This is a genomic window from Streptomyces silvae (assembly GCF_016745505.1).
Taxonomy (GTDB): Bacteria; Actinomycetota; Actinomycetes; order Streptomycetales; family Streptomycetaceae; genus Streptomyces; species Streptomyces silvae.
Genome location: NZ_JAERUC010000037.1, coordinates 1 through 26,758, shown reverse-complemented (window position 1 = coordinate 26,758; position 26,758 = coordinate 1). Strand labels below are relative to the sequence as shown.

At 72.4% G+C, this 26,758-nt stretch carries 24 protein-coding genes and 3 pseudogenes; 19 read left to right on the top strand and 8 right to left on the bottom strand.

Going from position 1 to position 26,758, the window contains the following annotated elements; genetic code table 11:
• Nucleotides 1-107: 107 nt before the first annotated feature.
• From JKV81_RS05880 to JKV81_RS05865, 4 genes are all read left to right on the top strand, one after another.
• On the top strand, nucleotides 108-1,121 hold the full coding sequence (locus tag JKV81_RS05880; RefSeq protein ID WP_202075066.1) for an SPFH domain-containing protein: 1,014 nt from the start codon (nucleotides 108-110) through the stop codon (nucleotides 1,119-1,121).
• Nucleotides 1,118-2,017 carry a diacylglycerol kinase catalytic domain-containing protein gene (locus tag JKV81_RS05875; RefSeq protein WP_124279052.1) on the top strand — a complete coding sequence of 300 codons (900 nt, stop codon included), beginning with the start codon at nucleotides 1,118-1,120 and terminating at the stop codon, nucleotides 2,015-2,017. Before JKV81_RS05880 ends, JKV81_RS05875 begins: the two co-directional genes overlap by 4 nt.
• Before the next feature lie 87 nt (nucleotides 2,018-2,104).
• On the top strand, nucleotides 2,105-2,620 hold the full coding sequence (locus tag JKV81_RS05870) for a nucleotide triphosphate diphosphatase NUDT15 (protein WP_202075065.1): 516 nt from the start codon (nucleotides 2,105-2,107) through the stop codon (nucleotides 2,618-2,620).
• A 50-nt stretch (nucleotides 2,621-2,670) separates the two neighbouring features.
• A complete protein-coding gene (locus JKV81_RS05865; protein ID WP_202075064.1) occupies nucleotides 2,671-3,165 on the top strand; it encodes an FBP domain-containing protein in 495 nt (164 codons plus the stop codon).
• 36 nt (nucleotides 3,166-3,201) lie between these two features.
• On the opposite strand, the gene JKV81_RS05860 is transcribed toward JKV81_RS05865, so the two are convergent.
• Nucleotides 3,202-3,900 carry a GntR family transcriptional regulator gene (locus JKV81_RS05860; RefSeq protein ID WP_202075063.1) on the bottom strand — a complete coding sequence of 233 codons (699 nt, stop codon included), beginning with the start codon at nucleotides 3,898-3,900 and terminating at the stop codon, nucleotides 3,202-3,204.
• 192 nt (nucleotides 3,901-4,092) lie between these two features.
• On the opposite strand from JKV81_RS05860, the gene JKV81_RS05855 reads away from it, so the two are divergent.
• From JKV81_RS05855 to JKV81_RS05845, 3 genes are all read left to right on the top strand, one after another.
• Complete coding sequence (locus tag JKV81_RS05855) at nucleotides 4,093-5,118, top strand: amidohydrolase family protein (protein WP_129259794.1); 1,026 nt, start codon at nucleotides 4,093-4,095, stop codon at nucleotides 5,116-5,118.
• Between the two features lie 66 nt (nucleotides 5,119-5,184).
• Complete coding sequence (locus JKV81_RS05850) at nucleotides 5,185-6,105, top strand: amidohydrolase family protein (RefSeq protein ID WP_202075062.1); 921 nt, start codon at nucleotides 5,185-5,187, stop codon at nucleotides 6,103-6,105.
• 37 nt (nucleotides 6,106-6,142) lie between these two features.
• Nucleotides 6,143-7,501 carry an MFS transporter gene (locus JKV81_RS05845; protein ID WP_202075061.1) on the top strand — a complete coding sequence of 453 codons (1,359 nt, stop codon included), beginning with the start codon at nucleotides 6,143-6,145 and terminating at the stop codon, nucleotides 7,499-7,501.
• On the opposite strand, the gene JKV81_RS05840 is transcribed toward JKV81_RS05845, so the two are convergent.
• The 3 genes and pseudogenes from JKV81_RS05840 to JKV81_RS05830 all read right to left on the bottom strand — a co-directional run bounded on the left by JKV81_RS05840 (nucleotide 7,494) and on the right by JKV81_RS05830 (nucleotide 10,517).
• Nucleotides 7,494-8,303 (bottom strand): ABC transporter ATP-binding protein, encoded by an 810-nt coding sequence (locus JKV81_RS05840; protein ID WP_372444076.1) that lies wholly within the window; start codon nucleotides 8,301-8,303, stop codon nucleotides 7,494-7,496. The genes JKV81_RS05845 and JKV81_RS05840 overlap by 8 nt on opposite strands.
• Before the next feature lie 8 nt (nucleotides 8,304-8,311).
• Complete coding sequence (locus JKV81_RS05835) at nucleotides 8,312-9,436, bottom strand: FecCD family ABC transporter permease (RefSeq protein ID WP_202075059.1); 1,125 nt, start codon at nucleotides 9,434-9,436, stop codon at nucleotides 8,312-8,314.
• A pseudogene (locus JKV81_RS05830) lies at nucleotides 9,433-10,517 on the bottom strand (FecCD family ABC transporter permease). Before JKV81_RS05830 ends, JKV81_RS05835 begins: the two are co-directional and overlap by 4 nt.
• Nucleotides 10,518-10,676: 159 nt before the next feature.
• Here JKV81_RS05830 and JKV81_RS05825 point away from each other — a divergent pair.
• The 8 genes and pseudogenes from JKV81_RS05825 to JKV81_RS05790 all read left to right on the top strand — a co-directional run bounded on the left by JKV81_RS05825 (nucleotide 10,677) and on the right by JKV81_RS05790 (nucleotide 20,248).
• A complete protein-coding gene (locus JKV81_RS05825; protein WP_202075058.1) occupies nucleotides 10,677-11,663 on the top strand; it encodes an ABC transporter substrate-binding protein in 987 nt (328 codons plus the stop codon).
• Entirely contained in the window at nucleotides 11,660-12,448 is a 789-nt protein-coding gene (locus JKV81_RS05820; protein ID WP_202075057.1) for a 2,3-dihydro-2,3-dihydroxybenzoate dehydrogenase, read from the top strand. The genes JKV81_RS05825 and JKV81_RS05820 overlap by 4 nt, the downstream gene beginning before the upstream one ends.
• Before the next feature lie 55 nt (nucleotides 12,449-12,503).
• Complete coding sequence (locus JKV81_RS05815) at nucleotides 12,504-13,703, top strand: isochorismate synthase (protein WP_202075056.1); 1,200 nt, start codon at nucleotides 12,504-12,506, stop codon at nucleotides 13,701-13,703.
• On the top strand, nucleotides 13,700-15,352 hold the full coding sequence (locus JKV81_RS05810) for a (2,3-dihydroxybenzoyl)adenylate synthase (RefSeq protein ID WP_202075055.1): 1,653 nt from the start codon (nucleotides 13,700-13,702) through the stop codon (nucleotides 15,350-15,352). The genes JKV81_RS05815 and JKV81_RS05810 overlap by 4 nt, the downstream gene beginning before the upstream one ends.
• Nucleotides 15,353-15,399: 47 nt before the next feature.
• Nucleotides 15,400-16,032, top strand: coding sequence for an isochorismatase family protein (locus JKV81_RS05805; protein ID WP_124279041.1), 633 nt, complete (start codon nucleotides 15,400-15,402; stop codon nucleotides 16,030-16,032).
• 5 nt (nucleotides 16,033-16,037) lie between these two features.
• Nucleotides 16,038-16,265, top strand: a complete 228-nt coding sequence (locus JKV81_RS05800; RefSeq protein ID WP_202075054.1) for a phosphopantetheine-binding protein — start codon at nucleotides 16,038-16,040, stop codon at nucleotides 16,263-16,265.
• Nucleotides 16,266-16,411: 146 nt separating this feature from the next.
• Nucleotides 16,412-20,054, top strand: a pseudogene (locus JKV81_RS05795) (amino acid adenylation domain-containing protein).
• Nucleotides 20,051-20,248 carry an MbtH family NRPS accessory protein gene (locus tag JKV81_RS05790; protein ID WP_129259785.1) on the top strand — a complete coding sequence of 66 codons (198 nt, stop codon included), beginning with the start codon at nucleotides 20,051-20,053 and terminating at the stop codon, nucleotides 20,246-20,248. The pseudogene JKV81_RS05795 and the gene JKV81_RS05790 overlap by 4 nt, the downstream one beginning before the upstream one ends.
• Nucleotides 20,249-20,263: 15 nt before the next feature.
• Here the strand turns inward: JKV81_RS05790 and JKV81_RS05785 are convergent, their stop codons facing one another.
• Nucleotides 20,264-20,635 (bottom strand): VOC family protein, encoded by a 372-nt coding sequence (locus JKV81_RS05785; protein ID WP_124279038.1) that lies wholly within the window; start codon nucleotides 20,633-20,635, stop codon nucleotides 20,264-20,266.
• Between the two features lie 119 nt (nucleotides 20,636-20,754).
• Here JKV81_RS05785 and JKV81_RS05780 point away from each other — a divergent pair, with 119 nt between their 5' ends.
• On the top strand, nucleotides 20,755-21,216 hold the full coding sequence (locus JKV81_RS05780) for a MarR family winged helix-turn-helix transcriptional regulator (protein ID WP_129259784.1): 462 nt from the start codon (nucleotides 20,755-20,757) through the stop codon (nucleotides 21,214-21,216).
• 42 nt (nucleotides 21,217-21,258) lie between these two features.
• On the opposite strand, the gene JKV81_RS05775 is transcribed toward JKV81_RS05780, so the two are convergent.
• Nucleotides 21,259-22,380 carry an MFS transporter gene (locus JKV81_RS05775; RefSeq protein ID WP_268980650.1) on the bottom strand — a complete coding sequence of 374 codons (1,122 nt, stop codon included), beginning with the start codon at nucleotides 22,378-22,380 and terminating at the stop codon, nucleotides 21,259-21,261.
• Nucleotides 22,381-22,555: 175 nt separating this feature from the next.
• Between JKV81_RS05775 and JKV81_RS05770 the strand changes: the two genes are divergently transcribed.
• On the top strand, nucleotides 22,556-23,164 hold the full coding sequence (locus tag JKV81_RS05770) for a TetR/AcrR family transcriptional regulator (protein ID WP_202075053.1): 609 nt from the start codon (nucleotides 22,556-22,558) through the stop codon (nucleotides 23,162-23,164).
• On the opposite strand, the pseudogene fes reads toward JKV81_RS05770, so the two are convergent.
• Both fes and JKV81_RS05760 read right to left on the bottom strand, forming a co-directional pair.
• Nucleotides 23,099-24,274: pseudogene (gene fes, locus JKV81_RS05765) on the bottom strand (enterochelin esterase); the annotation flags it as partial. The gene JKV81_RS05770 and the pseudogene fes sit on opposite strands and share 66 nt — an antisense overlap.
• A 350-nt stretch (nucleotides 24,275-24,624) precedes the next feature.
• Nucleotides 24,625-25,251, bottom strand: a complete 627-nt coding sequence (locus tag JKV81_RS05760) for an alpha-ketoglutarate-dependent dioxygenase AlkB (protein ID WP_129259781.1) — start codon at nucleotides 25,249-25,251, stop codon at nucleotides 24,625-24,627.
• A 327-nt stretch (nucleotides 25,252-25,578) separates the two neighbouring features.
• Between JKV81_RS05760 and JKV81_RS05755 the strand changes: the two genes are divergently transcribed.
• Both JKV81_RS05755 and JKV81_RS05750 read left to right on the top strand, forming a co-directional pair.
• On the top strand, nucleotides 25,579-26,043 hold the full coding sequence (locus tag JKV81_RS05755; RefSeq protein ID WP_202075052.1) for a DUF5709 domain-containing protein: 465 nt from the start codon (nucleotides 25,579-25,581) through the stop codon (nucleotides 26,041-26,043).
• Nucleotides 26,044-26,132: 89 nt separating this feature from the next.
• Nucleotides 26,133-26,699 (top strand): type 1 glutamine amidotransferase domain-containing protein, encoded by a 567-nt coding sequence (locus tag JKV81_RS05750; RefSeq protein ID WP_129259780.1) that lies wholly within the window; start codon nucleotides 26,133-26,135, stop codon nucleotides 26,697-26,699.
• Nucleotides 26,700-26,758 lie beyond the last annotated feature (59 nt).

Below are 26,758 nucleotides of genomic sequence, written 5' to 3'. Positions count from 1 at the left end.
GGGAGATCACCGGCCGGCCGCATGCTGTCCGCACCCCCTTCTCGTCCTCTTGACGATGTCCAGCGGCTCCCTTTATCGTCTTTATGACGAGAAAGAGGGGGACCGACATGGCCGACATCACCCGGCGCTTCGGCTGGCGTCATCTGCGCTCCGCGCCCACCGCCCATATCCGGCATCACAAGCGCGGCACGCTCACGCACGACGGCCCCGGACTGAGCTTCTGGTACCGCTCGCTCTCCGCGGCGCTCTCCGAGGTCCCGGTCGACGACCGCGAGCTGGCGATGGCGTTCCACGCCCGTACGGCGGACTTCCAGGACGTCACCGTGCAGGCGACGGTCACCTACCGGATCAGCGACCCGGCCCTGGCCGCCGTACGGCTCGACTTCTCGGTGGACCCCGACACCGGGGTGTGGCGCGGTGCGCCGCTGGAGCAGCTCGCCACCCTGCTCACCGAGACCGCGCAGCAGCACACCCTGGACGTGCTGGCGCGCACCCCGCTGGCCACCGCCCTCGTGGACGGGGTCGCCGCCGTACGGGAGCGGGTCGCCACCGGGCTCGCCGCCGAGCCCCGGCTGCCGGCCACCGGCATCGAGGTCGTCGCCGTACGCGTCGTCGCGATCCGTCCCGAGGCGGAGGTGGAGCGTGCCCTGCGGACACCGGCCAGGGAGCAGATCCAGCAGGAGGCCGACCGGTCGGTGTACGAGCGCCGGGCCGTCGCCGTCGAGCGTGAGCGGACCATCGCCGAGAACGAGCTCGCCAGCAAGATCGAGCTCGCCCGCCGCGAGGAGCAGCTGGTCGACCAGCGCGGCACCAACGCGCGCCGGGAGGCCGAGGAGAAATCGGCGGCCGACGAGGTGCGTACGGCCGCCGAGGCCGCCCGCACCGTGCGCCTGGCCCGCGCGGAGGCGGAGGCCGCCCGCGATGTCGGAGCGGCGCGCGCGGAGGCGCAGGCGGCCTGGCTGCGGGCGCACGCGGAGGCCGACCCCGGCACGCTGCACGCCCTGGCCGCGACGCGGCTGGCCGAGAACCTGCCCCGCATCGACAGCCTCACCCTCTCCCCCGACGTCCTGACCGGCCTGCTCGCCAGGCTCGGCAGGCCGGAGCCGGAGGCGCGGGCGTGAGCCTGGCCCCGCGGGCGGTGCTGGTGCACCGGACGACGGAGTACGAGGAGCTCCTGGCCCGGCACGGGACGCACGGGCAGGCCGCGTTCGTGCTGGCCGGGCGGGGGCGGTCGATCGACGAGGTGGCCGAGCGTCACCGGCGTGCCGAACGGGCGCTCACGGAGGTGGCCGCCGCCCTGCCGTTGCGGTGGCGGCGGACCCGGGTGGAGCGGGCGGACCTGGACCGCTTCCTGTTCGGGCCCGAGGACGTGGTCGTGGTGGTCGGGCAGGACGGTCTGGTCGCCAACGCCGCGAAGTACCTGTCGGGCCAGCCCGTGGTGGGCATCGACACCGACCCGGGCCGCAATCCCGGGGTCCTCGTACGCCACCGGGCCCGGGACACCGCGGCGCTGTGCCGGGCAGCGGCGTCACCCGGCGGACGGGTGGACGCCCTCACGATGACCGAGGCCGTCGCCGACGACACGCAGCGGCTCCTCGCCCTCAACGAGATCTATCTCGGGCCGCCCGGCCATCAGACGGCCCGCTACCGCATCGGCCCCGACGGCGCCCCGTCCGCCGGGGAGCCGCAGGCGTCCTCGGGCGTCCTGGTCGGCACAGGCACGGGCTCCACCGGCTGGCTGCGCTCCCTCTGGCTGGAGCGCGGCAGTGCGCTGCGGCTGCCGGCCCCCTCCGATCCCCGACTGGTCTGGTTCGTGCGCGAGGCCTGGCCCTCACCGGCCACGGGCACCTCGATGGTCGCGGGCGAGCTGGCGGGCGGGGAGGGTCTCAGGCTCACCGTCGAGTCGGACCGGATGGTGGTGTTCGGCGACGGGATGGAGTCCGACGCGCTGGAGCTGACGTGGGGGCAGTCGGTCCGGCTCGGCATCGCGGGGACCACGCTCAATCTGGTCGCGTGACCGCCGTGTGAGGATGGCCCGAGCCCCATGGGAGGCGTACGCCCCCTGGGGGAACGGACCATCCGACCGGCCGGGAGCAGACAGCGCATGACCATCGATTCCGTGAACGTCCCGCCCAGGAACACCCGCCCGCCGCTCGCCCAGGCGGCTCTCGGTGTGGGTGTCGTCGTACAGGACGGGGAGGGCAGGATCCTGCTGGGGAGGCACCACGGCGGCACCTGGGAGCTGCCCGGCGGCAAGGTCGACCCGACCCATGAGTCGGTCGCGGCGGCAGCCGCCCGCGAGCTGCGCGAGGAGACGGGCCTCGGGGTGCCCGTGGACGCCGTCACCGTCTTCGCGATGGTGCACGACGTGGTCGGAGGCATCAACCGGATCAGCATGGGCGCGCTGGTGAGCGTGGAGTCGGCGGACCCGCAGGTCACCGAGCCGCACCTCATCGCTGCGTGGCGGTGGACCGACCCCGAGGACCTTCCGGGGCCCCTCTTCGATCCGTCGGCCCAGATCCTGGCCGTCTGGCGCCCGGAGCTCGGCATCGGGCATCCGCCGGCCCACCATCTGCGGATCGCCCCGCCCCGGGACCCGGACTCCACGGAAAACTCCTAGGTCGTTAAAACATTTGCCTAGGAGTCATAGGCAGAGTTAGCGTCGAACGCATGAGAGCCGTCAGTGAGCAGGACATCCGAGCGTCGTTCGTCAACTGTTCCAAGGGAGAGGCGAAGCGTCTGCCGCTCCCGCGCGATCTCGACGAGCGCCACTGGGACGACCTGGACTTCCTGGGCTGGCGCGACCTCTCGGCCCCCGACCGGAGCTACATCGTCACCGAGCTGCGGGGCGAGCTCGTCGGGATCACCCTCCGGTTCCCGTCCCAGCAGCGGGGCTTCCTGCACCGCAGCATGTGCTCGGTCTGCCTGACCACGCACCCGGGCAGCGGGGTCTCCCTGATGACCGCGCGGAAGCGGGGACAGGCCGGCCGGGACGGCAACTCGGTGGGCATCTACCTCTGCACCGACCTCGACTGCTCGCTCTACGTACGCGGCAGGAAGACGCCCGCGCCCGGCGGCCGCTTCGAGGAGTCGCTCACCGTCGAGCAGCAGATCGAGCGGACGAGGGGGAAGCTCGCCGCGTTCGTGGACCTGCTCGCCGCCTGACCGGACGACGCCCGCCCCCAGGACCCCCGCCCCGTATCAGTGGAGGCGGACCGGCACGGGCGTCTCCCTCAGTGCCTCGACGACGCTCTCGACGTGCGCCCGCGCGGCGGCCTCCGCCGCGTCCGGGTCGCCCGCCACGACCGCCTCGATGATCGCCAGGTGCTGCGGCAGCGACTGCGCCGGACGGCCGGGGCGCAGCGCGAGCCGGAACTGGTAGCGCACCATCTGGCCGTTCATCCGCTCCAGCAGGGCCTGGGCGACCTTCTGGTCGCTGACCTCGCCGACGCACTCGTGCAGCCTGCGGTTCAGCACCGAGTAGGCGTCCGGGTCGCCGTCCTCCACGGCCCGGGTCATGGCCGAGCCGATCTCCTTCAGCTCCCGGCGCACCTCGTCCGAGGCGTACTGCGCCGCCCGCCTGGCACACAGGCCCTCCAGCAGGGCCCGGCACTCGGTGATCTGGATCGCCTCCTCGACGGAGATCACCCTCACCCGCGCACCGCGCCGCGGGATGAGCTCCACCAGCCCTTCGGCCGCCAGGTCCTGGAGCGCCTCCCGCACCGAGCTCCGGGTCGCCCGGAAGACCTCGGACAGCTCCTGTTCGACCAGGCGCTGCCCCGGCACCATGTCGCCCGCCGCGAGCGCCTCCCTGATACCGCTGGAGACCGCGCTCCGGCCTGTCCGGCCGGTGACCTGATTCGCCGTCACCCCTCCGCCTTCCGTACGTCGTCGGGACATCCTCACCGCCGCGTGGATCGCACGCCGCGCTATCAGCGATGATGCCCGAAACTTTCTCGTCAGGCATATTGTCAACAATTTCATCGACGGTTACGGTGGCGTGACAGCCGGCCGGGCGAGGCAGGCCGGGGCCCAGCCCTCCGGCCCCGTACGGGCAGGCAGGACACACAGGCACTTCGAAGAGGAACATCGATGATCATCGACTGCCACGGTCACTACACGACGGCCCCGCCCGCCCTGGAGGGCTGGCGGAACCAGCAGATCGCGGCGCTCGGTGACGCCTCCCAGTCCCCGCGGAGGGCCGATCTCAGGATCAGCGACGACGAGCTGCGCGAGAGCGTCGAGCCGAACCAGCTGCGGCTGATGGACGAGCGCGGCATCGACATGACGGTCTTCTCACCCAGGGCGTCCTTCATGGCGCATCACGTGGGTGACTTCGCCACCTCCTCGGAGTGGGCGGCCCTCTGCAACGAGCTGTGCTTCCGTGTCAGCCGTCTCTATCCGGAGCGCTTCGTCCCCGCGGCGATGCTCCCCCAGTCCCCGGGCGTCGACCCGGCGACCTGCGTACCGGAACTCGTCAGGTGCGTCGAGGAGTACGGCGCGGTCGCGCTGAACCTCAACCCGGACCCCTCCGGGGGCCACTGGACCGCCCCGCCGCTCACCGACCGCTCCTGGTACCCGCTGTACGAGAAGATGGCCGAGTACGACATCCCGGCGATGGTCCACGTCAGCACCAGCGTGAACCCGGCGTTCCACACGACGGGGGCGCACTATCTGAACGCCGACACCACCGCGTTCATGCAGCTCGTGCAGGGCGACCTGTTCCGGGACTTCCCCACCCTCCGGCTGGTCATCCCCCACGGCGGCGGCGCCGTCCCCTACCACTGGGGCAGGTTCCGCGGCCTGGCGATGGCGCTCGGGAAGCCGCCGCTGGAGGAGCACGTGCTGGGCAACGTCTTCTTCGACACCTGCGTGTACCACCAGCCCGGCTCGGACCTCCTCTTCGACGTCGTCCCCACCCGGAACATCCTCTTCGCCTCGGAGATGATCGGCGCCGTCCGTGACGTCGACCCCCGGACCGGCCACCACTTCGACGACACGCGCCGCTACGCGGAGGCCGCGGACCTGCCCCCGGAGAAGCTGGCCGACATCCAGGAGCACAACGCCCGCTCCGTCTACCCGCGCCTGGACGCCCTGCTGAAGCGTCAGGGCCGCTGACCCCGCACGGAACGGACACGCGCCTGCCCCTGCCCCTTTGTGCCTTTCGTGCTTTCAGGAGATTCCATGAGTGTGCCTTCCCCCAAGACCCCGGGCTGGCTGGACTGGTACCCGGATCCGTCCGTACCCGCGTTCCGGCTTCCGGCGGGCACCGTCGACGCCCACTGCCATGTGTTCGGGCCGCAGGCCGCGTTCCCCTTCGCCCCCGAGCGCAAGTACACGCCCTGCGACGCCGGGAAGGACCGGCTCGCCGCACTGCACGAGCACCTGGGCGTCAGCCGCGCGGTCATCGTCCAGGCCACCTGCCACGGCGCCGACAACACCGCGATGACCGACGCGGTCCGCGCGGCCGGCGGCCGGGCGCGCGGCATCGCGACCGTCCGGCCGGACATCACCGAGGCCGAACTGGCCGAGCTCCACACGGCCGGGGTGCGCGGGGTCCGCTTCAACTTCCTCCGCCGCCTGGTGGACACCTCCCCGAAGGAGGACCTGGCCACGATCGCCGCGAAGATCGCCCCGCTGGGGTGGCACATCGTGCTCTACTTCGAGAGCGCCGATCTCCCCGAACTGGGTGACTTCTTCGGTTCCCTGCCCGCTCCTCTCGTGATCGACCACATGGGCCGGCCGGATGTGTCCCTGCCGGTGGACGGCCCGCAGTTCACCGGCTTCCTCCGGTTCGTCGACTCCCACGACGTCTGGGTGAAGGTGAGCTGCCCCGAGCGCCTCAGCGTGACCGGTCCCCCCGCCCTCGACGGCGAGAAGCACGCCTACACCGATGTCGTGCCGTTCGCCCGCCGCGTGGTCGAGGAGTTCGGGGACCGGGTGCTGTGGGGCACGGACTGGCCGCACCCCAATCTCACGGACCACATGCCCGACGACGGTCTCCTGATCGACCACGTGCCTCAGGTCGCGGTCACCCCCGAGCAGCAGCACCGGCTCCTCGTCGCCAACCCGATGAGCCTGTACTGGCCCGGCGAAGGCGTCTGATCTCCCCCGCACCCGCACTCCGACAGGGACCGTCCCCATGCAGCACGCCAATGCGGCGAACCGGCTGGACCGGCTGCCGATCTCCCGCTTCCACAAGACCACCCTGCTGGCCGTGGCCTTCGCGTACTTCTTCGAGTTCGCGGACATCAACAGCTTCGCGACGACCGCCCCCAAGCTGATCGACCTCTGGGGGGTGACGGTCGACCAGGTCGCCTACGTCACCTCGCTGTCGTTCGTCGGCATGTTCCTCGGTTCCGTCGTCGCGGGAGCCGTCGCCGACCGGTGGGGCCGCAAGAAGACCCTGCTCCGCACCACGCTGTTCTTCGGCTTCTTCTCGTTCGTCTCGGTCTTCTCGTGGGACGTCGTCTCGCTGGGCGTCTTCCGGGTGCTCACGTCGGCCGGCCTGTCGGCGATGACCGTCGTCGCGGTCATCTACGTCAACGAGATGTATCCGGCCGCCGTCCGCGGCAAGTTCCAGGCGTACGCCATGGTCATCGGGATCTGCGGTACGCCGGCCACCAACCTGATCGCCAGTCTCGTCGTCCCGCTCAGCGACTGGTCCTGGCGGCTGGTCTACCTGTGGGGAGCGCTCGGCATCCTCCTCGTGCTGTTCTCCAGGCACCTCAAGGAGTCGCCCCGCTGGTACGAGAGCAAGGGCGACCACGCCGCCGCCGACACGGTGCTGCGTGAGATCGAGGCCCTGGTGAGCGCCGAGAAGGGGCCGCTCGCCGTGCCGGCGGAGCCCGTCGAGGAGCCCCCGGCGGTCAAGGCACCGCTGCGTCTGCTGCTGCGCAAGAGGTACCTCGCGCCGACGCTCCTGCTCACCGTGCTCTGGGTGACCCAGACCATCGGCTTCTTCGGCTACTCCAGCTGGGCGCCCACCCTGCTGTCCAAGGAGGGCTTCAGCGTCGAGAAGTCGGTCTTCTACGTCGCCCTCACCACGGTCGGCGCACCCCTCGGCTCCTATCTGGCCTCCCTGGTCACCGACCGGTTCGAGCGCAAGTGGTGCCTGGTCGCGTTCGGCACCGTCATCGCGGTGTGCGGTCTGCTCTACGGTCTGACCTTCGACCCCGTCCTCATCGTGATCTTCGGCTTCCTGGTGAACCTCTTCGAGCGCGGCTACACGGCCCTCGCGTACGCCTACTCCCCCGAGCTCTTCGACACCCGGAGCCGCTCCCTGGGGACGGGCATCACCTACGGGATCGGCCGGCTGTCGAACGCCGCGGGGCCGCTGATCATCGCGGCGCTCTACAACCGCACCGGCTACCAGAGCGTCTTCTACTTCATCGCCGGCGTCTGGATGGTGGGCGCCGTGGCCCTCGCGGTGTTCGGACCCCGCACCCGGCCCTCTCGGCCGTCCGTACGGGAGCCGAAGCCCGCCGCGTCCGCTACCTGAGCGGCCGGCTCCTCGGCACCACGACGGGCGAGGCGTCGCCCGGGGCGCGGAGTATGTCGGCGTCCAGCCCGTAGAGCTCCTTCACCAGTGCCTCGTCGACCGTCCCGGCCGGCTCGCCCCGGGCGACGACCCGCCCGTCCTTCATGGCCACGAGGAGATCGGCGTACCGGGCGGCCGCCGCCAGGTCGTGCTGCACCATGACGACGGTGCGGCCGGTGGCGGCCACCTCCCTGACCAGTTCCAGGACTTCCACGGCGTGGCCGAGGTCGAGGGCGCTGGTGGGTTCGTCGAGCAGGATGACCGGGGTGTGCTGGGCGAGGACCATCGCGAGCCAGCAACGCTGGCGCTGGCCGCCGGAGAGCCTGTCCAGGCGCTCGGCGGCCAGTCCGGTCGTCCCGGTGGCCTCCAGCGCGTCGCGTACGGCGTTCTCGTCCTCCTTCGACCACTGGCGCAGCAGGCCCTGCTGGGGGTGGCGGCCGTAGCGGACGAGCCCGGCGACCGTGACGGCCTCCGGGGCGCGCGGCGACTGGGGCAGCAGGGCGACGCGGTGGGCCGCCCGGCGCCGGGTGAGCTCCCAGATGTCCTCCCCGCCGACGCGTACGGTTCCCGACTCGGGGCGGTGCAGGCGTGCGACGGTGCGCAACAGGGTCGATTTCCCGCAGCCGTTGGGGCCGACGATCGCGACGACCTGGCCGGCGGGGACGGTGAGGCCGACGTCCTCGACGACGGGCCGGCCGGGGTATCCGGCGTGGAGCGCGGTGACTTCGAGGCCGGGCACGGCATCGCGGGGTGCTTCGGTCATGGGACTGGTCATGCCTTTCCGGTGGCACGGTCCGGGCGGAACAGGACCCAGAGCAGGAAGGGGCCGCCGAGGACGCTGGTGACGACGCCGACGGGCAGTTCGACGGGGGCGGCGCCCCGGCCCAGGGCGTCGGCGGCGGCGATCAGGGCCGCGCCGGTGAGCGCGGAGCCGGTGACCGGGACCCGGGTGGGTCCGGCCATCCGCTGGGCGAGGACCGGGGCGGCGAGCGCGACGAAGGCGATGGGCCCGCCGACGCCGACGGCCGTGCCCGCGAGGGCGACGGCGAGGGCCAGGGCCCCCGCGCGCAGCCGGCGCAGGTCGACGCCGAGCGAGGAGGCCACGTCGTCGTCGAAGCGCAGCAGCTGGAGCCGGTGGCCGACGGCCAGGGCGAGCGGGACGAGGAGGAGCAGGACGAGCGACAGCGGCGTACCGGCGCCCCAGTCGCGGCCGTTGAGGCTGCCGACGGCCCAGAGGAAGACGCCGCCCGCCGTGTTGTCGTTCTCCCTGGACATGATCAGGTCGCCCACCGCGCCGAGGAACGTGGAGACCCCGATGCCGGTCACGAGGACGCGGTAACCGGCGCTTCCGGCTCCGCCCGCGCACAGGACGACGATCACGGCGGCCGCGACGGCGCCGACCGGGCCGAGCCACCAGTTCCCCACCATGCCGGTGGTGGATCCCGCCGCGGCGGCCACGACGGCCGCGGTGGCACCGTCGTTGACGCCGACCAGGTCGGGGGTGGCGAGGCGGTTGCCCGCCAGGGTCTGGGTGAGGCAGCCGGCGATGCCGAGCGCGGCGCCGACGAGGAGCCCGACGAAGACGCGGGGCAGTCTGAAGTCCCGCACGATCATCACGGTGCCCGGGTCGCCGGTGCCGAGGAGCCCGGAGAGGGTCTCCGGCAGGCTCATGCCGGTCGAACTCGCCATCACCGCGAGGGCGACGAGGACGGCGAGGACCGGCACGAGGACCGCGGCGGTGAGCGCGCTGCGGCGCGGGAGGAGCCAGGAGTACGCACCCCTGCGGAGCACGGTGCTGTCGGGGGGCGTCACATCGGCGGCTCGGGTGCGGTCCGGTGGGGTCGCCCCGGCACCGGCTCCCGGAGTCGTCACGCCGGCCGGTTCCAGGCCGGTCATGCGCCGGTCCCCGCGGTGGACAGGCGGGAGGAGCGGGCGATCCAGACGAGCATCGGGCCGCCGACGAAGGCCAGCAGCACGCTGACCGGTGTCTCCCAGGGCCGGATGACGACCCGGGCGAGGATGTCGGCCAGGAGCATGATGTCGGCCGCGATCAGGGCGGACAGGACGAGTTGGGCCGTCATCCGGGGCCCGGTCAGCGCCCGCGCGGCGTACGGGGCCAGCAGGCCGAGGAAGGCGATGGGTCCGGCCACGGCCACCGCGCAGCCCGCGAGGAGCGAGACCGCTCCGGCGACGACGAGCCGGATGCGGCCGGGGTGGTGGCCGAGCGAGCGGGCGCCGTCGTCCCCGAGGCCGAGGGCCGACAGCGGGCGCGCGCAGGCCAGCGCGGTGAGCAGGCCGAGTGCCATCAGCGGCAGCAGGGGACGAGATCGGAGACCTCGACCCCGGCGAGGGAACCGATCGTCCAGTACCGGTAGGTGTCGAACGTCGACTGTGTGCCGAGCAGGACGTAGGAGGTGCAGCCGTGGAAGGTGGCGCCGAGTGCGGAACCGGCCAGGACCAGGCGCAGGGGTGAGCCCGCGGTCCGTCCCGATCCGGCGAGGAGCAGGACGACGGCGCTGGCGGCCATGCCACCCACGAGCGCCCACACGAGCAGCGCGCCCGGGGAGCCGGCGCCGAAGAAGGTGAGCCCGACGACAACGGCCAGGGCGGCGCCGGAGTTGACGCCCAGCAGACCGGTTTCGGCCAGTGGATTGCGGGTGGCGGCCTGGAGCAGACAGCCTGCCGCCCCGAGGCAGGTGCCCACCAGGAGCGCGGCGAGCGTACGCGGGAGGCGTACGTCCATGACGGCCAGTCGGATCTGGGCGTCGGCCCTGGCAGCAGGGTCGCCGAGGAGGAAGTCCCAGGCGCGCCCGACGGGGCTTCCACCGGTGCCGATGACGAGGGAGAGCAGCACAAGAGCCACGAGAAGAAGCAGAAGTCCCGCCGCGATCCATGGAGTTGGGTGGTCCTGGGGCGGAGGGCCTTCGGAGGGGCGGGATCCGGCTGATCTTGACGGACCCCCTTGCGCTATCGACATAAGGTTAGCCTAACCTAAACGAACTCGTCCGGTTCTGGCGGGTCATGGGCAGGCCTATGTCCTGAAGTGGCGCGATGCGTACCGCTTCTCTCCGATTCAGGTTCGGAGGGCGCCCAGCCGGAACTGGATTCGTCCGAACGCAAACGGAGATCCAAGGCCATGGCGCCGTATTCGTCCCCCTCGTCCCGCGGAAGCGGTATCGCACGTCCCGCCGTATCGGCGGCCCTGCTCACGCTCTGCGCTCTCACCCTGAGCGCCTGCGGGTCCGAGGACAAAGCCGACGCAGCCGACGCGGGGACCGCGGTGACGACCCGGGTCACGGATGCGACGGGGACGAAGGTGAAGGTGCCGGCCACCCCCGAACGCGTGGTCGCGCTCAGTGAGATGGACCTGGACGCCTCCCTCGCCCTGGGCGTCGAGCCGGTGGGCCTGACCGCGGGCCGTGGCCGGAAGGGCGCCCCCCAGTACCTGGCGGACCAGGCGAAGAGCATCCCCGTGGTCGGCGCCGTCACCGGCCCGGACATCGAGAAGGTCGTCCAGGCGAAGCCGGATGTGATCCTGGCCGGTCAGCTCGCCGACGAGCAGGTGCTCGCGCAGCTCCGGAAGATCGCGCCCACGGTCGTCACCATCGACGACACCAAGGACTGGAAGAAGGCACTCCAGCTCACCGGCACGACGCTCGGGAAGGCCGACGAGGCCGAGAAGTTCCTCGCCGACTACGGGACCAGGGCCGCCGCGCTCAGGAGCGACCTCGGCGATCAGGCCGGCGCGAGCGTGTCGGTCGCCCGCTACTCGGCCAAGGGCACCGCGGTCATGCAGCAGGGCGTCTTCATCAGCGATGTCGTGAAGGACCTCGGCTTCGCGCGGCCGGGCATCCAGAACGACAAGGGTGAGGGCCACTCGACGCCGCTCAGCGACGAGAACCTCCAGGAGATCGACGGGGACTGGCTGTTCATCGGCTCCCTCGACTCCGGCACCGACGCCGACCTGCTCGGCGAGCTGGCGAAGAAGCCCGCCTACCAGCAGCTGGGCGCGGTCCGCGAGGAGCACGCGACCGTCGTCGACGGCACCAAGTGGACCAGCCTGGGTGGCGCGCAGGCCGCCGTCTCGGTGCTCGACGACATCCGGAAGGCGATGGTCAAGTGAGCACCGAGCAGGAACTCACCGGCCGGCTCGCCCTCGTGACGGGTGCGGGCCGCGGCATAGGCGAGGCCGTCGTGCACGCCCTCGCGGGCCGTGGCGCCCGGGTCCTCGCCACCGACCTGGACGCGGAGGGCGTCACCGCCCTGGAGAAGACGTACGAGGGCCGGGTGACCGGACGCACGCTCGACGTCACGGACCCGGCGGCCGTCGAGGAACTCGTCGAGGAGGCGGAGCGCACGCTCGGTCCGCTGGACATCGCGGTCAACGTGGCCGGAGTCCTCCGTGTCTCGTCGGTCGCCGACCTGTCGGACGAGGAGTGGGCGGCCACGTTCGCCGTCAACACCGACGGCGTGTTCCACGTGTCGCGCTCGGTCTCCCGCCGGATGGCCGAGCGGGGTTCGGGCAGCATCGTCACGGTGGCCTCCAACGCCGCCGGCATCCCCCGTACGGGCATGGCGGCGTACGCGGCCTCCAAGGCGGCGGCCGTGATGTTCACCAAGTGTCTCGGCCTCGAAGTGGCGCCCAGGGGCGTGCGGTGCAACACCGTCTCCCCCGGCTCGACCCTGACCGACATGCAGCGCGGCATGTGGACGGCGGGCGACGAGGAGGCCGCCGCGCGCCGTGTCATCGAGGGGGACCCCTCGACGTACCGCACCGGTATCCCGCTCGGACGGATCGCCGACCCCTCCGACATCGCCGACGCCGTCGCCTTCCTGGTGTCCGACCGCGCCCGGCACATCACCCTGCACGACCTGTACGTCGACGGCGGCGCCACCCTGCGGGCCTGAGCCCGCGCCGCCAGCCACCCTGCCGACGCTCGAGCCCTCCCCACTGGAGACCACCATGTCTGCATCTCTGCGCGTCCCCGCCGCTCCGCCCCCGCTCGACTCCCCCGGCGCGGCGACCACCCTGCTGGAGGCCTACCGGCCCGGCACGGACCGCTTCCTCGCGACACCCGGCCACACCCTGCTCGGCTCCGGAACCGCGGCGCTGGTGCCGCACGACGCACGGCCCCTGCCGCTGCGGGTGCGGGAGACCCTGGAGGCCGCCCGGCGCGCGGGCGACCCGGCGCCGGTCGTCGTGGGTTCCGTACCGTTCGCTCCCGGCGGTGCGGCCTCGCTCGCCGTCCCGGAGACCGTCCGGTGGGCGACCGCCCTGCGCACGGACCCGCTGATCGCGCTGCACGGTCCCGACGCCGGTGACGGCGACGACTGGCGGATACGTGAGGTGCCGGCCGCCCAGGAGTACGCCGCGGCGGTCGCCGCCGCCGTGGAGCGGATGCGCGCCGGTGAGTTCGACAAGGTCGTCCTCGCGCGCACCCTGGAACTGACCTCGGCCCGTGACCTCGACCTGCCCGCCATGCTGAGCCGGCTGGCACGGCGTGACCCCGGCGGTTACACCTTCGCCGTGCCCAGCGGCCCCGGCCGTACGCTCGTGGGTGCGAGCCCCGAGCTCCTCGTGGCCCGCCGGGGCAGCGGTCTCGTTGCCAACCCGCTGGCCGGTTCCGCGCCGCGCAGCGCCGATCTGGCGGAGGACGTCCGCAGAGCCGCGGCCCTCCTCGACTCGCCGAAGGACCTCCACGAGCACGCCGTCGTGGTCGACGCCATCCGTGAGGCCCTCGCACCGTTCTGCTCACGTCTGGACGTACCCGAACGGCCCACCCTCGTACGGACCGCGGCCATGTGGCACCTGTCGACGACCCTGACCGGGGAGCTGCGCGACCCCTCGTCCACCGCCCTGGACCTGGCGTCCGCGCTGCACCCCACGCCGGCGGTCTGCGGTACGCCGACCGAGGTGGCCCGGCAGGTCATCGCGGACTCCGAGCCCTTCGACCGCGGTGCGTACACCGGCATGGTCGGCTGGCAGAACGCGGACGGCGACGGCGACTGGGTGGTGACCATCCGCTGCGCCGAGGCCGAGGGCCGCACCCTGCGGCTGTTCGCCGGCGCGGGCGTGGTCGCGGAGTCCTCACCGGCCGCCGAGACGGCGGAGACCGGCGCCAAGTTCCGTACCTTCCTGAGCGCCGTGGGAGCCGCCCTGTGAACACCTCCCGGACCGCCGACGCGCCCACCTGGCCCGCCGAGTTCGCCGAGCGCTACCGCGCGGCGGGCCACTGGCGCGGCGAGACGTTCGGCGGGATGCTGCGCGAGCGCGCCGCCGCGCACCCCGACCGGGTCGCGGTCGTCGACCCCGCCCCCGAACGCCGTGCGTGGACGTACGGGGAGCTGGACAAGCGGGCCTCCCGGCTGGCCGCCGGCTTCACGGCGCGCGGCATCGCGCCGGGCGACCGCGTCGTCGTACAGCTCCCGAACACCGCCGAGTTCATCGAGGTCGTCTTCGCGCTCTTCCGGATCGGCGCGCTGCCCGTCTACGCGCTGCCCGCCCACCGGGAGACGGAGATCGAGTACTTCTGCTCGTTCACCGAGGCCGTGGCCTATGTGGTGCCCGACCGGCACGCCGGTTTCGACCATCTCGCGCTCGCCACGAAGGTCAAGGAGCGCACGCCGACCCTGAAGCACGTCTTCGTCGTCGGTGCGCCGGGCGAGCACACCGCCCTGTCCGAGGTGCCGTGCGCGCCCACGGAGACCGGGTACGAGCCGGCGCCGCACGATCTGGCGTTCCTCCAGCTGTCGGGCGGCACCACGGGGGTCCCCAAGCTCATCCCGCGTACGCACGACGACTACATCTACTCGCTGCGCGGGTCCAACGAGATCTGCGGTGTCGACGGCGACACCCGCTACCTCGTCGTGCTCCCCGCCGCGCACAACTTCCCGATGAGCTCCCCGGGCTGGCTCGGGACGCTCTACGCCGGGGGCACCGTGGTCCTCTGCCCCAGCCCCGATCCGGCGACGGCGTTCCCGCTGGTGGAACGCGAACGCGTCACGATGACCGGGATGGTGCCGCCCCTGGCGCTGGTGTGGACGGAGGCGGGTCAGGGCACCGGGCACGATCTGTCGAGCCTGGAGCTGGTCCTGGTCGGCGGCGCCAAGTACAGCGAGGCCGCGGCCCGCCGGCTGGAGCCCGCGCTGGGCTGCCGGCTCATGCAGGTCTTCGGCATGGCCGAGGGTCTCGTCAACTACACGCGCCTGGACGACGACCACGAGACCGTGGTCACCACACAGGGCCTGCCGATCTCCGAGGACGACGAGATCCGCGTCGTGGACGACGCGGACGAGGACGTGCCCGAGGGGGGCTTCGGGCACCTGCTGACCCGCGGTCCGTACACGATCCGGGGCTACTGGCGGGCCCCCGAGCACAACCGGAAGTCCTTCACCGAGGACGGTTTCTACCGCACCGGTGACATCGTGCGCCGCACCCCGACGGGCCATCTGGTCGTCGAGGGCCGCGCCAAGGACCAGATCAACCGGGGCGGCGAGAAGGTCGCCCCGGAGGAGATCGAGAACATCATCCTCGGTCATCCGTCGGTGCACGACGTGTCCGTCGTGGGGGTGGCCGACGCGTACCTGGGGGAACGCTCCCTGGCCTACGTCATCCTGCGCGACGGCGCCGAGCCGCTGAAGCCGGCCGCGATCAAACGCCTCGTGCGTGAGCGTGGTGTCGCCGCGTACAAGGTCCCCGACCTCGTCGAATTCGTCGAGGCGTTCCCGCAGACCGGAATCGGCAAGGTCAGCAAGAAGGGACTGCGCTCCGACGCGGTCCCCGGCCCGGCCGCCGAACCCGCTCAGCACTGAGATCAGCACCGAGTTCCGCCCAGAGCGGCACCGAAAGGTTCCACCCCATGGCTCTTCCCGCCATCGCTTCCTACGCACTGCCGACCGAAGCCGAACTGCCCGCGAACCGCGTGGACTGGACCGTCGACCCCGCGCGGGCCGTCCTCCTGGTCCACGACCTCCAGAACCACTTCCTCGGCGCCTTCCCGCCCGGTGAGCAGCCCCTCACCGGCATGCTCGACAACACGGCCCGCGTCATCGAGGCGTACCGCCGCCTCGGTGTGCCCGTCGTATACTCGGTGCAGCGCGGTGGCCAGACGGCGCAGGAGCGCGGTCTCCAGCTCGACTTCTGGGGTCCCGGTGCCGCCGACGACCCCGAGGCGCTGGCGATACCCGACGCCGTCGCGCCCGCGGACGGCGACACCGTCCTGACCAAATGGAAGTACAGCGCGTTCGTACGCACCGAACTCGACGCCCTGCTGCGGGAGTCCGGACGCGACCAGCTGGTGATCACCGGTGTGTACGCCCACATCGGGGTGCTCATGAGCGCCTGCGACGCGTGGATGCGCGACATCCAGGCCTTCGTGGTCGCCGACGCCGTGGCGGACTTCTCGCGCGAGGACCACGACATGGCCCTGCGCTGGGCCGCGGGCCGCTGCGCGGTCGTCACCTCGACCGGCGACCTCCTGAAGGGGGTCTGAACACCGTGACGCTCACCCTTGAACTGATCCGTCACGATGTCTCCGACGCCCTCGGTGAGAACCCCGCGGACATCCCCCTCGACGAGAACCTCCTGGACCACGGCCTGGACTCGGTCCGCATCATGTCGCTGCTGGGACGCTGGCGCCGGGACCACGGTGTCGTGGCGGACTTCGCGGACCTGGCCGAGCAGCCCGCCATCGATGTCTGGGCGCCGCTGCTGGAGGCCTCATGACCGTCCTGCTCACCGGCTCCGACGGGACCGGACCGGTACCGCCCGCCGGCACCACGGACACGTCCGGCGCACCGGACGCCACGACCGCCACGACCGCATCGGCCGCCCCGGACGTCGTACTGCCGCTGACCGCCGCCCAGTCGGGCATGTGGTTCGCCCAGTCGCTCGATCCGCTCAGCCCGGCGCAGAACACGGCCGAGTGCCTGGAGATCGACGGGCCGGTCGACCCGGAGGTGTTCGCGGCGGCCCTGCGCCGTGTGACCGCCGAGGCCGACGCCCTGCGGGTGACCGTCGAGGACTCCCCGGACGGCCCGCGCCAGCGCGTCCTCCCCTCGGTCCCGCTGCCCCTCACGACGTACGACCTGCGGGACGCGGCCGACGCCGGGCGGGACGCGGAGGAGTGGATGCGCGCGGACCTGGCCGAGCCCTTCGACCTGTCGTCGGGGCCCCTGTTCCGGCACGCCCTGTTCCGTGTGGGCGAGGAGCGGTGGCTGTGGTACCAGCGCATCCACCACCTGGTCATGGACGGCTTCGGCTACTCGCTCCTCGTACGGCGTACCGCCGAGGTCTACACCGCGCTGGCCCGGGGCGAGGAGCCAGGGGCGCGGGCGTTCGGAACCCTGGCCGACCTGGTCGGGGAGGACGCGGCGTACCGGTCCTCCGAGGCCTTCACCGCCGACCGCGCCCACTGGACCGGGGCGTTCGCGGACCGGCCCGAGGTGCCCCGGCTCGCGGGCCGCGGGGCACTGCCCGCACGGACGTTCCTGGGCCGCACCTCCCATCTGGGCCCTGAGGCCACCGAGGGTCTCCGGGACCTGGCGGACCGGCTGCGCGCGTCCTGGCCGGACGTCCTGATCGCCGCCCAGGCCCTCTACACCGCGCGGGCGACCGGCCGTCAGGAGGTCGTGCTCGGGCTGCCGATGATGGGCCGCGTGGGGTCCGTCTCGCTGCGGGTGCCGGGCATGGTGATGAACGTGCTGCCGCTGCGCCTGGACGTCTCCCCCGACGCCACCTTCGCCGAGCTGGTGCGCCGGGTGGTGCTCGGCATCCGCGAGGTCCGCCGCCACCAGCGCTACCGCTACGAGGACATCCGCCGCGACCTGCGCCTCCTCGGCGAGAACCGCGGGCTGGTCGGCCCCCTCGTCAACGTCATGCCCTTCGACTACGACGTGGACTTCGCCGGAGCGACCGCGCGGGCCCGGAATCTGTCCGCGGGTCCGGTCGACGACCTGACGCTGAACATCTACGACCGGTCCGACGGCCACGGCCTGCGCATCGACCACGACGGCAACCCCGCACTGTACGGCGACGAGGAGCTGGCCGCCCACCAGGAGCGCTTCCTGCGTCTGGTGGAGCGGCTGAGCCGGGCCGACCCGCATGTCCCTACGGCCGCGCACGGCATCGCCACGGAGGCCGAACTGGAGCTGGTCCTCGGCACGTTCAGCGACACGGCCCGGGTGCTGCCGCCCACGACGCTGATCGGCCCGATCGAGTCGCGCGCCGCACGCACCCCGGACGCGACGGCCCTGGTGTTCGGCGACATCTCGCTCACGTACGAGGAGCTGAACACCCGTGCCAACCGGCTGGCCCGGCATCTTCGGACGCTCGGCGCCCGGCCCGGCGCGGTGGTGGCGGTGTCGGTGCCGCGCTCGGTGGAGCTCGTGGTGTCCCTGCTCGCGGTGCTGAAGGCGGGGGCCGCGTATCTGCCGCTGGACCCGGACTACCCGGAGCAGCGGCTCGCGTACATGCTGCGGGACGCGGCGCCGGTGTGCGCGGTGACCGACCGGGCGGGGCGGCTCCCCGAGGACACCGGGACCCCGCTGGTCGTCCTGGACGGTCTCGACGTCTCGGAGTACCTCTGGGTGAACCCGTCGCGGCCCCTCACCCCGGTCCATCCGGCGTACGTCATCTACACCTCGGGCTCGACCGGCCGTCCCAAGGGCGTCGTCGTGTCGCACGCGGCGATCGACAACCGGCTGCGCTGGATGCAGGGTGCCTACGGGCTGACGGCGGACGACCGGGTGCTCCAGAAGACACCGTCGTCGTTCGACGTGTCGGTGTGGGAGTTCTTCTGGCCGCTGCGCCAGGGCGCGGCGCTGGTGCTCGCCGAGCCGGGCGGTCACAGGGACCCGGCCCACCTGGCCCGGCTGATCCGCGAACAGTCCGTCACCACCTGCCACTTCGTGCCGTCGATGCTCCAGGTCTTCCTCGCGGAGGCGGACGCGGAGGCGTGCGGGAGCCTCACGAGGGTCTTCTGCAGCGGTGAGGCCCTGCCGCGCGAGACCGCCGCCGCGTTCGGCCGCGCGCTGCCCGGTGCGGAGCTGCACAATCTGTACGGCCCCACGGAGGCGGCCGTCGACGTCTCCTTCCACGCCTGCGCGGCGGACGCCACCGGTCCGGTGCCGATCGGCCGGCCCGTCTGGAACACCCGTCTGTACGTGCTCGACGCGGCGTTGCAGCCCTGCCCGCCGGGGGTCCCCGGGGAGCTCTACCTGGCGGGCCGCCCGGCGAGATCGAGAGGGCGCTGACCGCCCGCGCGGGGGTGGACGCCGCCTGCGCCCTCGTACGGGAGGACCGACCCGGCGAGGCTACATCACCGGGGGCGCCGACCCGGTGGCCGTCCGCGCCTCGCTGGCGCGGGAGCTGCCGGAGCACATGGCGCCGGCGGCGGTGGTGGCGCTGGACGCCTTCCCGCTGAGCCCCAACGGCAAGCTGGACCGGCGCGCACTGCCCGCCCCGGTGTTCGGCGGCGGCGCGGGCGCACGGCGTCCGTCGGACGCGCGGGAGGAGGCGCTGACCCGGCTGTTCGCGCAGGTCCTGGACGTCGGACGGGTGGGCCCGGACGACGCGTTCTTCGACCTGGGCGGTACGTCGCTATTGGCCGTGCGGCTCGTGGCGCGCGTACGGGAGGAGTTCGGCGCCGAGCTGACCATCGGCTCGCTGTTCGAGTCCCCGACACCGGCCGCGCTCGCCGCACGGCTCGGTTCCACGGGGCCGGCGTCCGAGGACGCGCTGGACGTCGTCCTGCGGCTGCGCGGCGGGGACCGGCGTCCACCGCTGTTCGCCATCCATCCGGCCGGCGGGATCGCGTGGTGCTACGCCGGGCTCTCGGCCCGCCTGGGCCCGGAGCAGCCGGTGTACGGCATCCAGGCCCGCGGGCTGGCCGGGGACGAACCGCTGCCGCACACCTTGCAGGAGGAGGCGTCCGACTACGTACGGCACATCCGGGCGGTCCAGGAGCACGGCCCGTACCGGCTGCTGGGCTGGTCCGTGGGCGGGGTGCTGGCGCACACCGTGGCGGTGCTGCTCCAGGAGGCCGGCGAGGAGGTCGAACTGCTGGCGCTGCTGGACACGTTCCCGGCCGAGCAGTGGCGGGAGAGGGCGGCCCCGGAGGAGGGCGACGCGCTGACCGCCGTACTGCGGATGGCGGGCTTCGAGCGCACGCACGAACAGGACAAGGAGGACGTGCTGGCGACGCTGCGCCGTGCGGGCAGCCCGCTGGCGGGGCTCAGCGACCGGACGCTGTCGAAGATCGTCGACATCGTGCCGAACCACGCCCGGATGATGCGCGAGCACCGGCACAAGCGGTACGACGGCGACCTGCTGTTCTTCACGGCCGCCGCCCCGCGCGCGGAGGACTGGCTCACCCGTGAGGCATGGCGGGCCCATGTGACGGGGGCCATCGACAACCTCGACCTCGACTGCACCCACCCGCAGTTGATGCGGGACCGCCCTCTCGACGACATCGCGGCCGTCCTGGCGGCCCGTCTGAAGGAGCTGGACGCATGAGTACGGGAAACAGTCCGTTCGACCCGGGCCCGGAGGGCCGCGCCACGCATCTGGTGCTGGAGAACACCGCCGGCCGGCTGTCCCTGTGGCCGGTCTGGCGGGAGGTGCCGGCGGGGTGGTCCGTCAGGTTCGGCCCGGCTCCGCACGCGGCGTGCGCCGCCACGCTGGAGCCGGCCACCCGCCGCACGCCCTGAGGTACGGGGCCGCGGTCAGCCCCCGTGGACGGTGAGCCGGTAGCCCTCGGGGCCGGTGAACGTGAACACCGGCCCGAACGGGCTGTCCTGCAACGGCGTGACGTCCTCCGTTCCCGCCGCCACGAGCTGCTCGCGCAGCAGGCCGGCGTCCGTGGTGCGCAGCCAGAGCGCCACACCGAGACCGGGGCGCGCGTCGCCGTCGAGGTCGACGCCCGGCAACGGCTCGCGGACGGCGAACGGGATCGGGCTGGTCGCGAAGACGACGGCGTGGGGCGGCCCGTCGGGGGCCCGGCGCAGCCCGAGGCGCTCCTCGAAGAAGGCGGCCGCGCCGGGCACGTCCTTCACCTGCAGGGCAATGAAGTCGGGGCCTTCGACGGTGGCGGTCATGGTTCCTCCTGGGGAATGTCCGGGGCTTGCCCGGGGATGCCCGGGGGCACCCCTTCGATGTCAGGGCTTTGACATACCTGACCTTAGGCACCGGCCTGCGGCTATGTCAAAATATTGACATGGAAGAGCGTTCACCCGTCCCCGCGCCCCACCCGGCCCGGGACGTCACCGAGCACGTCGGATACCGCCTGAAGCGCGTCTCGGCCGCCCTGCGCAACGCCATGGACAAGGCGCTGCGCGAGCACGACCTCACCGTCCCGCAGTACTCCTGCCTCGAACTCCTCGACGAGCGCCCCGGCCTGTCCAACGCCGATCTGGCCCGCGGCACCTTCGTCACCCGGCAGTCGGCCAATGTCGTCCTGCGCGGCCTCAAGGAGGCCGGCCTCATCACCCGGCCGCTCACAACCGACCACGGCCGCGCCCTGCCCACCCATCTGACGCCGGCCGGCGAGCGGCGCCTGCGAGCGGCACGCGGCGCCGTCTACGCCATCGAGGAACGCATGATCAGGAGCATTCCCGAGGGGCGACTGCCGGCCCTCCTCGCCGACCTCGACACGATGACCGACGCCCTCGACGAGTGACCCGGACACCGAGGGGCCCGGCGGCAAGCGTCGGGGGTCCGGTCAACGCCCTGCGGGGAACGCCGCACGCCGGCCGAGACCGACCGTCACGAGCGCCACGAGCGCGAGAGCGATCATCCCGGCGGGCAGGGCCGCCGCACCCACGCCGTCGACGACCACGGCCCCCGCGGCACCTCCCGCGAAGATCGCCAGGTTGAACGATGTCGTCAGCATCGCGTTCGCCGCATCCGCGTTCTCGCCGGCGACCTCCCCCATGGCCGTCTGCACCTGCGTCGCCGAGCCACCGAACGCGAGGCCCCACAGGGCGATCGCGAGCAGCGCGAACACCGTGGAGTGCTGCGCGGCGCCGAGAAGCGCCGCGGCGACGACGAACAGGGCCACGCTCGCCAGCGTGAGCCTGCGAAGTGCGCGGTCGACGAGCACACCGGTGATCCAGATCCCTCCGAGCGCGGCGATACCGAAGACGAGAAGGGCGAGGTCGGGCCGGAGCCCGAGACGCATCTGCCGCAGGTAGGAAGCGATGTAGGTGTAGAGCAGGTTGTGCGCGAGCATCCAGACGAACACGACGGTGAGAACGGTCGCCACGCCGGGAATGCCCAGCACCCGGCCGAGCGGAGCGCGCGTCCGCGCCGACTGCCCCGGCGCGTCGGGCACGAGGAGCATCGCGAAGGCCATGACGATGACGCTGAGCAGTGACATCGCGGCGAAGGACCAGCGCCAGCCGACCGTCGAGCCCAGCCAGGAGCCGAGGGGCGTTCCGATGCCCAGCGCGAGCGGGGTTCCGGTCATGGCGATGGCCAGGGCACGCCCGGCGCGCTCAGGCGCGACGATACGCCGGGCGTATCCGGCGAGCATGCCCCACAGCAGGCCGGAGAAGGCTCCCCCGACGAACCGGGCGACCAGGGCGAGGGTGAACGACGGCGACACGGCGGTGACGGCGTTCGCGACGAGGAATCCGAGCAGACCCGCGAGGAGGAGCGGCTTCCGTCGCGTTCCTCGCGTCAGCGTGATGGCGGGTATCGCCGCGAGGACCGTTCCGATCGCGTAGGCGCTCACCAGCTGGCCGGCGCCGCCCTCGGAGACGCCGAGTCCGGCGGCGAGCTGCGGGAGCAGCCCCGCCGGCAGTGTCTCGGTCATGATCACGATGAATCCGGTACACGCCATCACCACCAAAGCCGGTACAGGGAAAACCCCTTGGGCTCGCTCACGGGTCGGTTCGGGGCATGTTGTGGCCATGGGTCGGCTCCTCCATTAATTATGGATTGAACGATCCGATATTGACTCCGGGGCTGGCCGGTGTCAAACTGGATCAGTCAGTCCGTAATGGAGGAGGTATGCCGTGTCCCCCGCAGGCCGTCCCCGCACCTTCGACATGGAGGCCGCCCTTCAGGCCGCGATGCTGCTGTTCTGGGAACAGGGCTACGAAGCGACCTCGCTGGCCCAGCTCCGTGAGGCCACCGGGCTGTCCTCCGCGAGTCTGTACGGCGCCTTCGGCTCGAAGGAGGGGCTGTTCGAGAAGGCCGTCGAGCACTACATCGCCGGACCGGGCAGCGTCACCGATGTCGTGGCCGACGAGACGGTGAGTCCCCGTGAGGCCGTCGCCCGGCTCCTCCACGGGTCGATCAGCATGCAGACCGACACGTCCCACCCCCGTGGATGCCTCGTCGCCCTCTCGGGGACGGTGCGGGCGCCGGGGGCGGGCGAGGCCGGAGTGCGCAAGGTGGTGGCGGCGCGCCGCGCGGCGGACCGCGCACACATCAGGGCGTGTGTCGTACGCGGCGTCACCTCGGGAGAACTCGCCGAGGACACCGACGTGAACGGCGTCACGTCGATGATCCACGGCTTTCTGCTCGGTATTTCGACGCAGGTGTGCGACGGCACCTCAGCCGGGCATCTGCACGCCGCGGCCGACGCCGTGCTCGCGAACTGGGACGCGCGGGGGCGCTGACGGGGCGTCGGGGCCCAGCAGGTCCACGAGGCCGTCGGCCAGCTCGGTGCGCCACCACAGGTAGTCGTGGCCGCCGTTGACCTCCCGGTAGGAGGCGTCGTCGTAGCCCGCCTGCTCCAGGACCGCACGCAGGCGCCTGGCGGCGGGCAGGGCGACCCATTCCTGCTCGCCGAAGGAGAGCCGGAAGCGCACCGGGAGGCGCGGGGTCCGGGCGATCCGGTCGGTGAGCCACTCCGCCCGCGGTCCGTCTGGCCACCAGAAGGAGCCGGACTGGGCGAGGACGTTGCCGAAGCGGCCGGGTGCGGACATCGCCGCGTGGGCGGCACCGAGGCCACCCAGGCTCTGGCCGGCGACGACCGTACGGGCCGGGTCGTCCGTGACGGGGAGACGGGCCGCGGCCCAGGGCAGCAGCTCGTCGGCGAGGAAGGCGGCGAACTCCGGCCGGCAGGTCAGCTCGGACCACCTGGTGTCCGCGTCCACGGAGTCCGGGAGCAGGGCGACGAGCGGCGGGATGCGGCCGTCGGCGATCAGGTTGTCCATGAGGTGCGCCAGCCCGAGGTGCGGCTGCCAGTGCTCGCCGTCGAGGAGGACGAGGACGGGGAGTTCCGCCGGCCACTCAGGACCGGCAGCCGGTTCGTACAGCCAGACGCGCCGGGTGCCGCCCCCCAGCTTCACGGCCGGCACCTCGTGGGCGGCGACCCGGCCGCGGGCCACGTCCGGCCTCGGCTGCCAGTCGTGCCCGCCGGGCGCGGCCGGGAGTTCGGCGCAGGAGACCGGGCCACCGTCCCAGCGGCGCGGCAGCGTACGGCTGTTGAGCGGATCGTGGCGGCGCTGCGTGCGGAGCCACTGCCAGTAGCCGGCGGTACCGGGCTCGGGGCCGCCGCCCTCGTCGACGTAGAAGTCGTAGGTTCCGCGCCAGTCGTGGCGCAGGCGCAGCGTCCAGTGCCAGACGTCGGTGCCGGGCACCTGCTCCATCAGGTTGCCCTCGGGCGCGCGCGGGTCGCCGAGTTTGTTGGGGAGCACCTGGACGGCCCGGGTGGCGGGCGTGCCGCGCCAGAGGAAGGTCACCGCCCGGTGATCGGCGGCTCCCCAGGGGTCCGGGGAGACGAGAGCAACTCAGGGGACCTCACTCTCATGAACCCATACCGGGCGTCAGAGGTGTTGAGGTTAGGCTAACCTAAGTTGAATGGCCGGGTGCCCGGCCCCCCGCTCCCCGCGGTGGTCCGGGCACCCGGCTCGTCGCCTGGCGGTGACCGTAATCGCCCGAAGTGGATGTCGGCAAGATCTGGAACGAGATTGTCGACTGTGTGTTTTGCGGGGCGGCCGACGCGTACGGTCCCGGAAAGTTCCCTGGTCAGGCCATGACAACCCATGGCCACCGGCCGACGGCGGGACGCGGACCACGGGGCCACGCACACACGGAGGCGGCGCCCGTTTCCGGGCGCCCGTCGCTCCCTCGGTCAGCGCACTCCGCGGGTGCGGTACTGGACGCTGATCCGTGGCCCCCGGGCGTGGGCGGTCTTGGGGATCGCGTGCTGCCAGGTGCGCTGGCAGGAGCCGCCCATGACGATGAGGTCGCCGTGGCCCAGCGGTCTGCGCACCGTTTCGCCGCCGCGGCAGGGGCGCAGGAGCAGATCGCGCGGGGCGCCCAGGGAGAGGATCGCCACCATCGTGTCCTCGCGTGAGCTGCGTCCGGTGAGGTCGCCGTGCCAGGCGACGCTGTCGCGCCCGTCGCGGTAGTAGCAGAGTCCGGCGGTGGTGAAGGGCTCGCCCAGCTCGTCGGCGTAGTGGGAGGACAGCGCGTCGCGGGCCTCGTCCAGCACGGGGCTCGGCAGCGCGTCCTGCGCGCGGTAGAACGCGAGCAGCCGGGGCACGTCGACGGTCCGGTCGTACATCTGCCGGCGCTCGGCCCGCCACGGCACGTCCTGAGCGAGCTCGGCGAACAGCTCGTCGGCGCCGCTCAGCCAGCCCGGCAGCAGGTCGATCCACGCCCCGTCGCCGAGGACCGTCCTGTGCAGCCCGGTGAGCGGACCCAGGCGCGGCCGGTCGGCCTGGTCGAACAGCGAACCCTGGAGAGGAAAGGACATGGGGACAAGTCTACCCCCGCCAATAGAACACACGTTCTTATCCAGGGTTCGGCGCCCGCCGGACACGCGGGTCCCGCCCCGGTCGCAGCGGCCGTGGATCGGCCATAAGCTGCCGGAGCCGGAGGTTCGACCGCGATGCGCCTGACCAGGCATTCTTCCCCGTCCGGCAGGCGGCCCTCCCCTATCCGCCCGTACGGCGGAGGACGGCGGTACGTGGAACCCGGAGCACTGACCTGCGCACGGGTGGGCAGGAGAGCGGCGACGCCGTACGGCCCTCGCGGGGGCCGGGCGGCGGTACGGACGACCTCAAGGGAAAGGAGCGGCCCGATGTCGGATCAAGGACGCGGTGACGACGTCTACCAGCCGGACGGTTCGGACGTGGACAACCCGCCGACGGACGACCTCGACCCGGAGAACGTGATCGACGAGCCCGACCTCGACGACCAGCTGGACACCGGGTACTCCCCGCCGGAGAAGCCGCTGGGCGTCTCGAAGTACGGCACGACCGGCGAGGAGCAGAGGGAGGGCGAGTCCCTGGACGGCCGCCTCGCGCAGGAGGTGCCCGAGGAGGACCCGCTCCAGGTCTCCGGCCGGGACGACGGCGAGCCGGAGGACAACGGCCCGGAGGAGGACGACGCCGGGGACGAACGCGCCGGCCGTGTCGCCACCACCTACGAGGAACCCGGCGCCGTACGCAACAACCGGGTGCTCGGCCGGGACGTCGGCATCGACGGCGGAGCGGCCTCCGCCGAGGAGGCGGCCGTCCACATCCAGGAGGACGACGGAACCTGAGCTGCGGGGGACCCCGCGCCAGGAGGACCGGCACGACCGCGGGCCACGACCGGTGGGCCGCGCGCAGGAAACAGGAAAGGTGACACCCGATGACCGACAACGGCACGAAGCAGCGCAAGGTACTGGCCGTCGTCACGAACTACGGCGTGGAGCAGGACGAGCTCGTGGTGCCCGTCGAGCACCTCCGCGGTGCGGGGGTCCAGGTCGACGTCGCCGCCGTCTCGATGGACGACATCGCGACGCTGGTCGGTGACAAGGACCCGGGCAAGAGCGTCCGTCCCGATCTCACCCTGGACGACGCCGACCCCACGGACTACGACCTGCTGCTCATCCCGGGCGGCACCCTGAACGCCGACACCCTCCGGCTCCAGAGCGCCGCCACCGGGATCGTCCGCTCCTTCACGGACTCCGGGCGCCCGGTCGCGGCCATCTGCCACGGCCCCTGGGCCGTGGTCGAGGCGGACGTGCTCACGGGCAAGCGCCTGACCTCGTACGCGTCGCTGCGGACCGACATCCGCAACGCGGGGGGCGAGTGGACCGACGAACCGGTCGTGACGGACGGCGCCGGCGGCTGGACCCTGATCACCTCACGCAACCCGGGCGACCTGGAACCGTTCGTCCAGGAGATCCGCACGGCCCTCGCCGCGCTCGCCTAGGGCGCTACTTTCAAAACACGCCCCTAGGGCCTGTCTTCAAAGAGTCATATCCACATCAG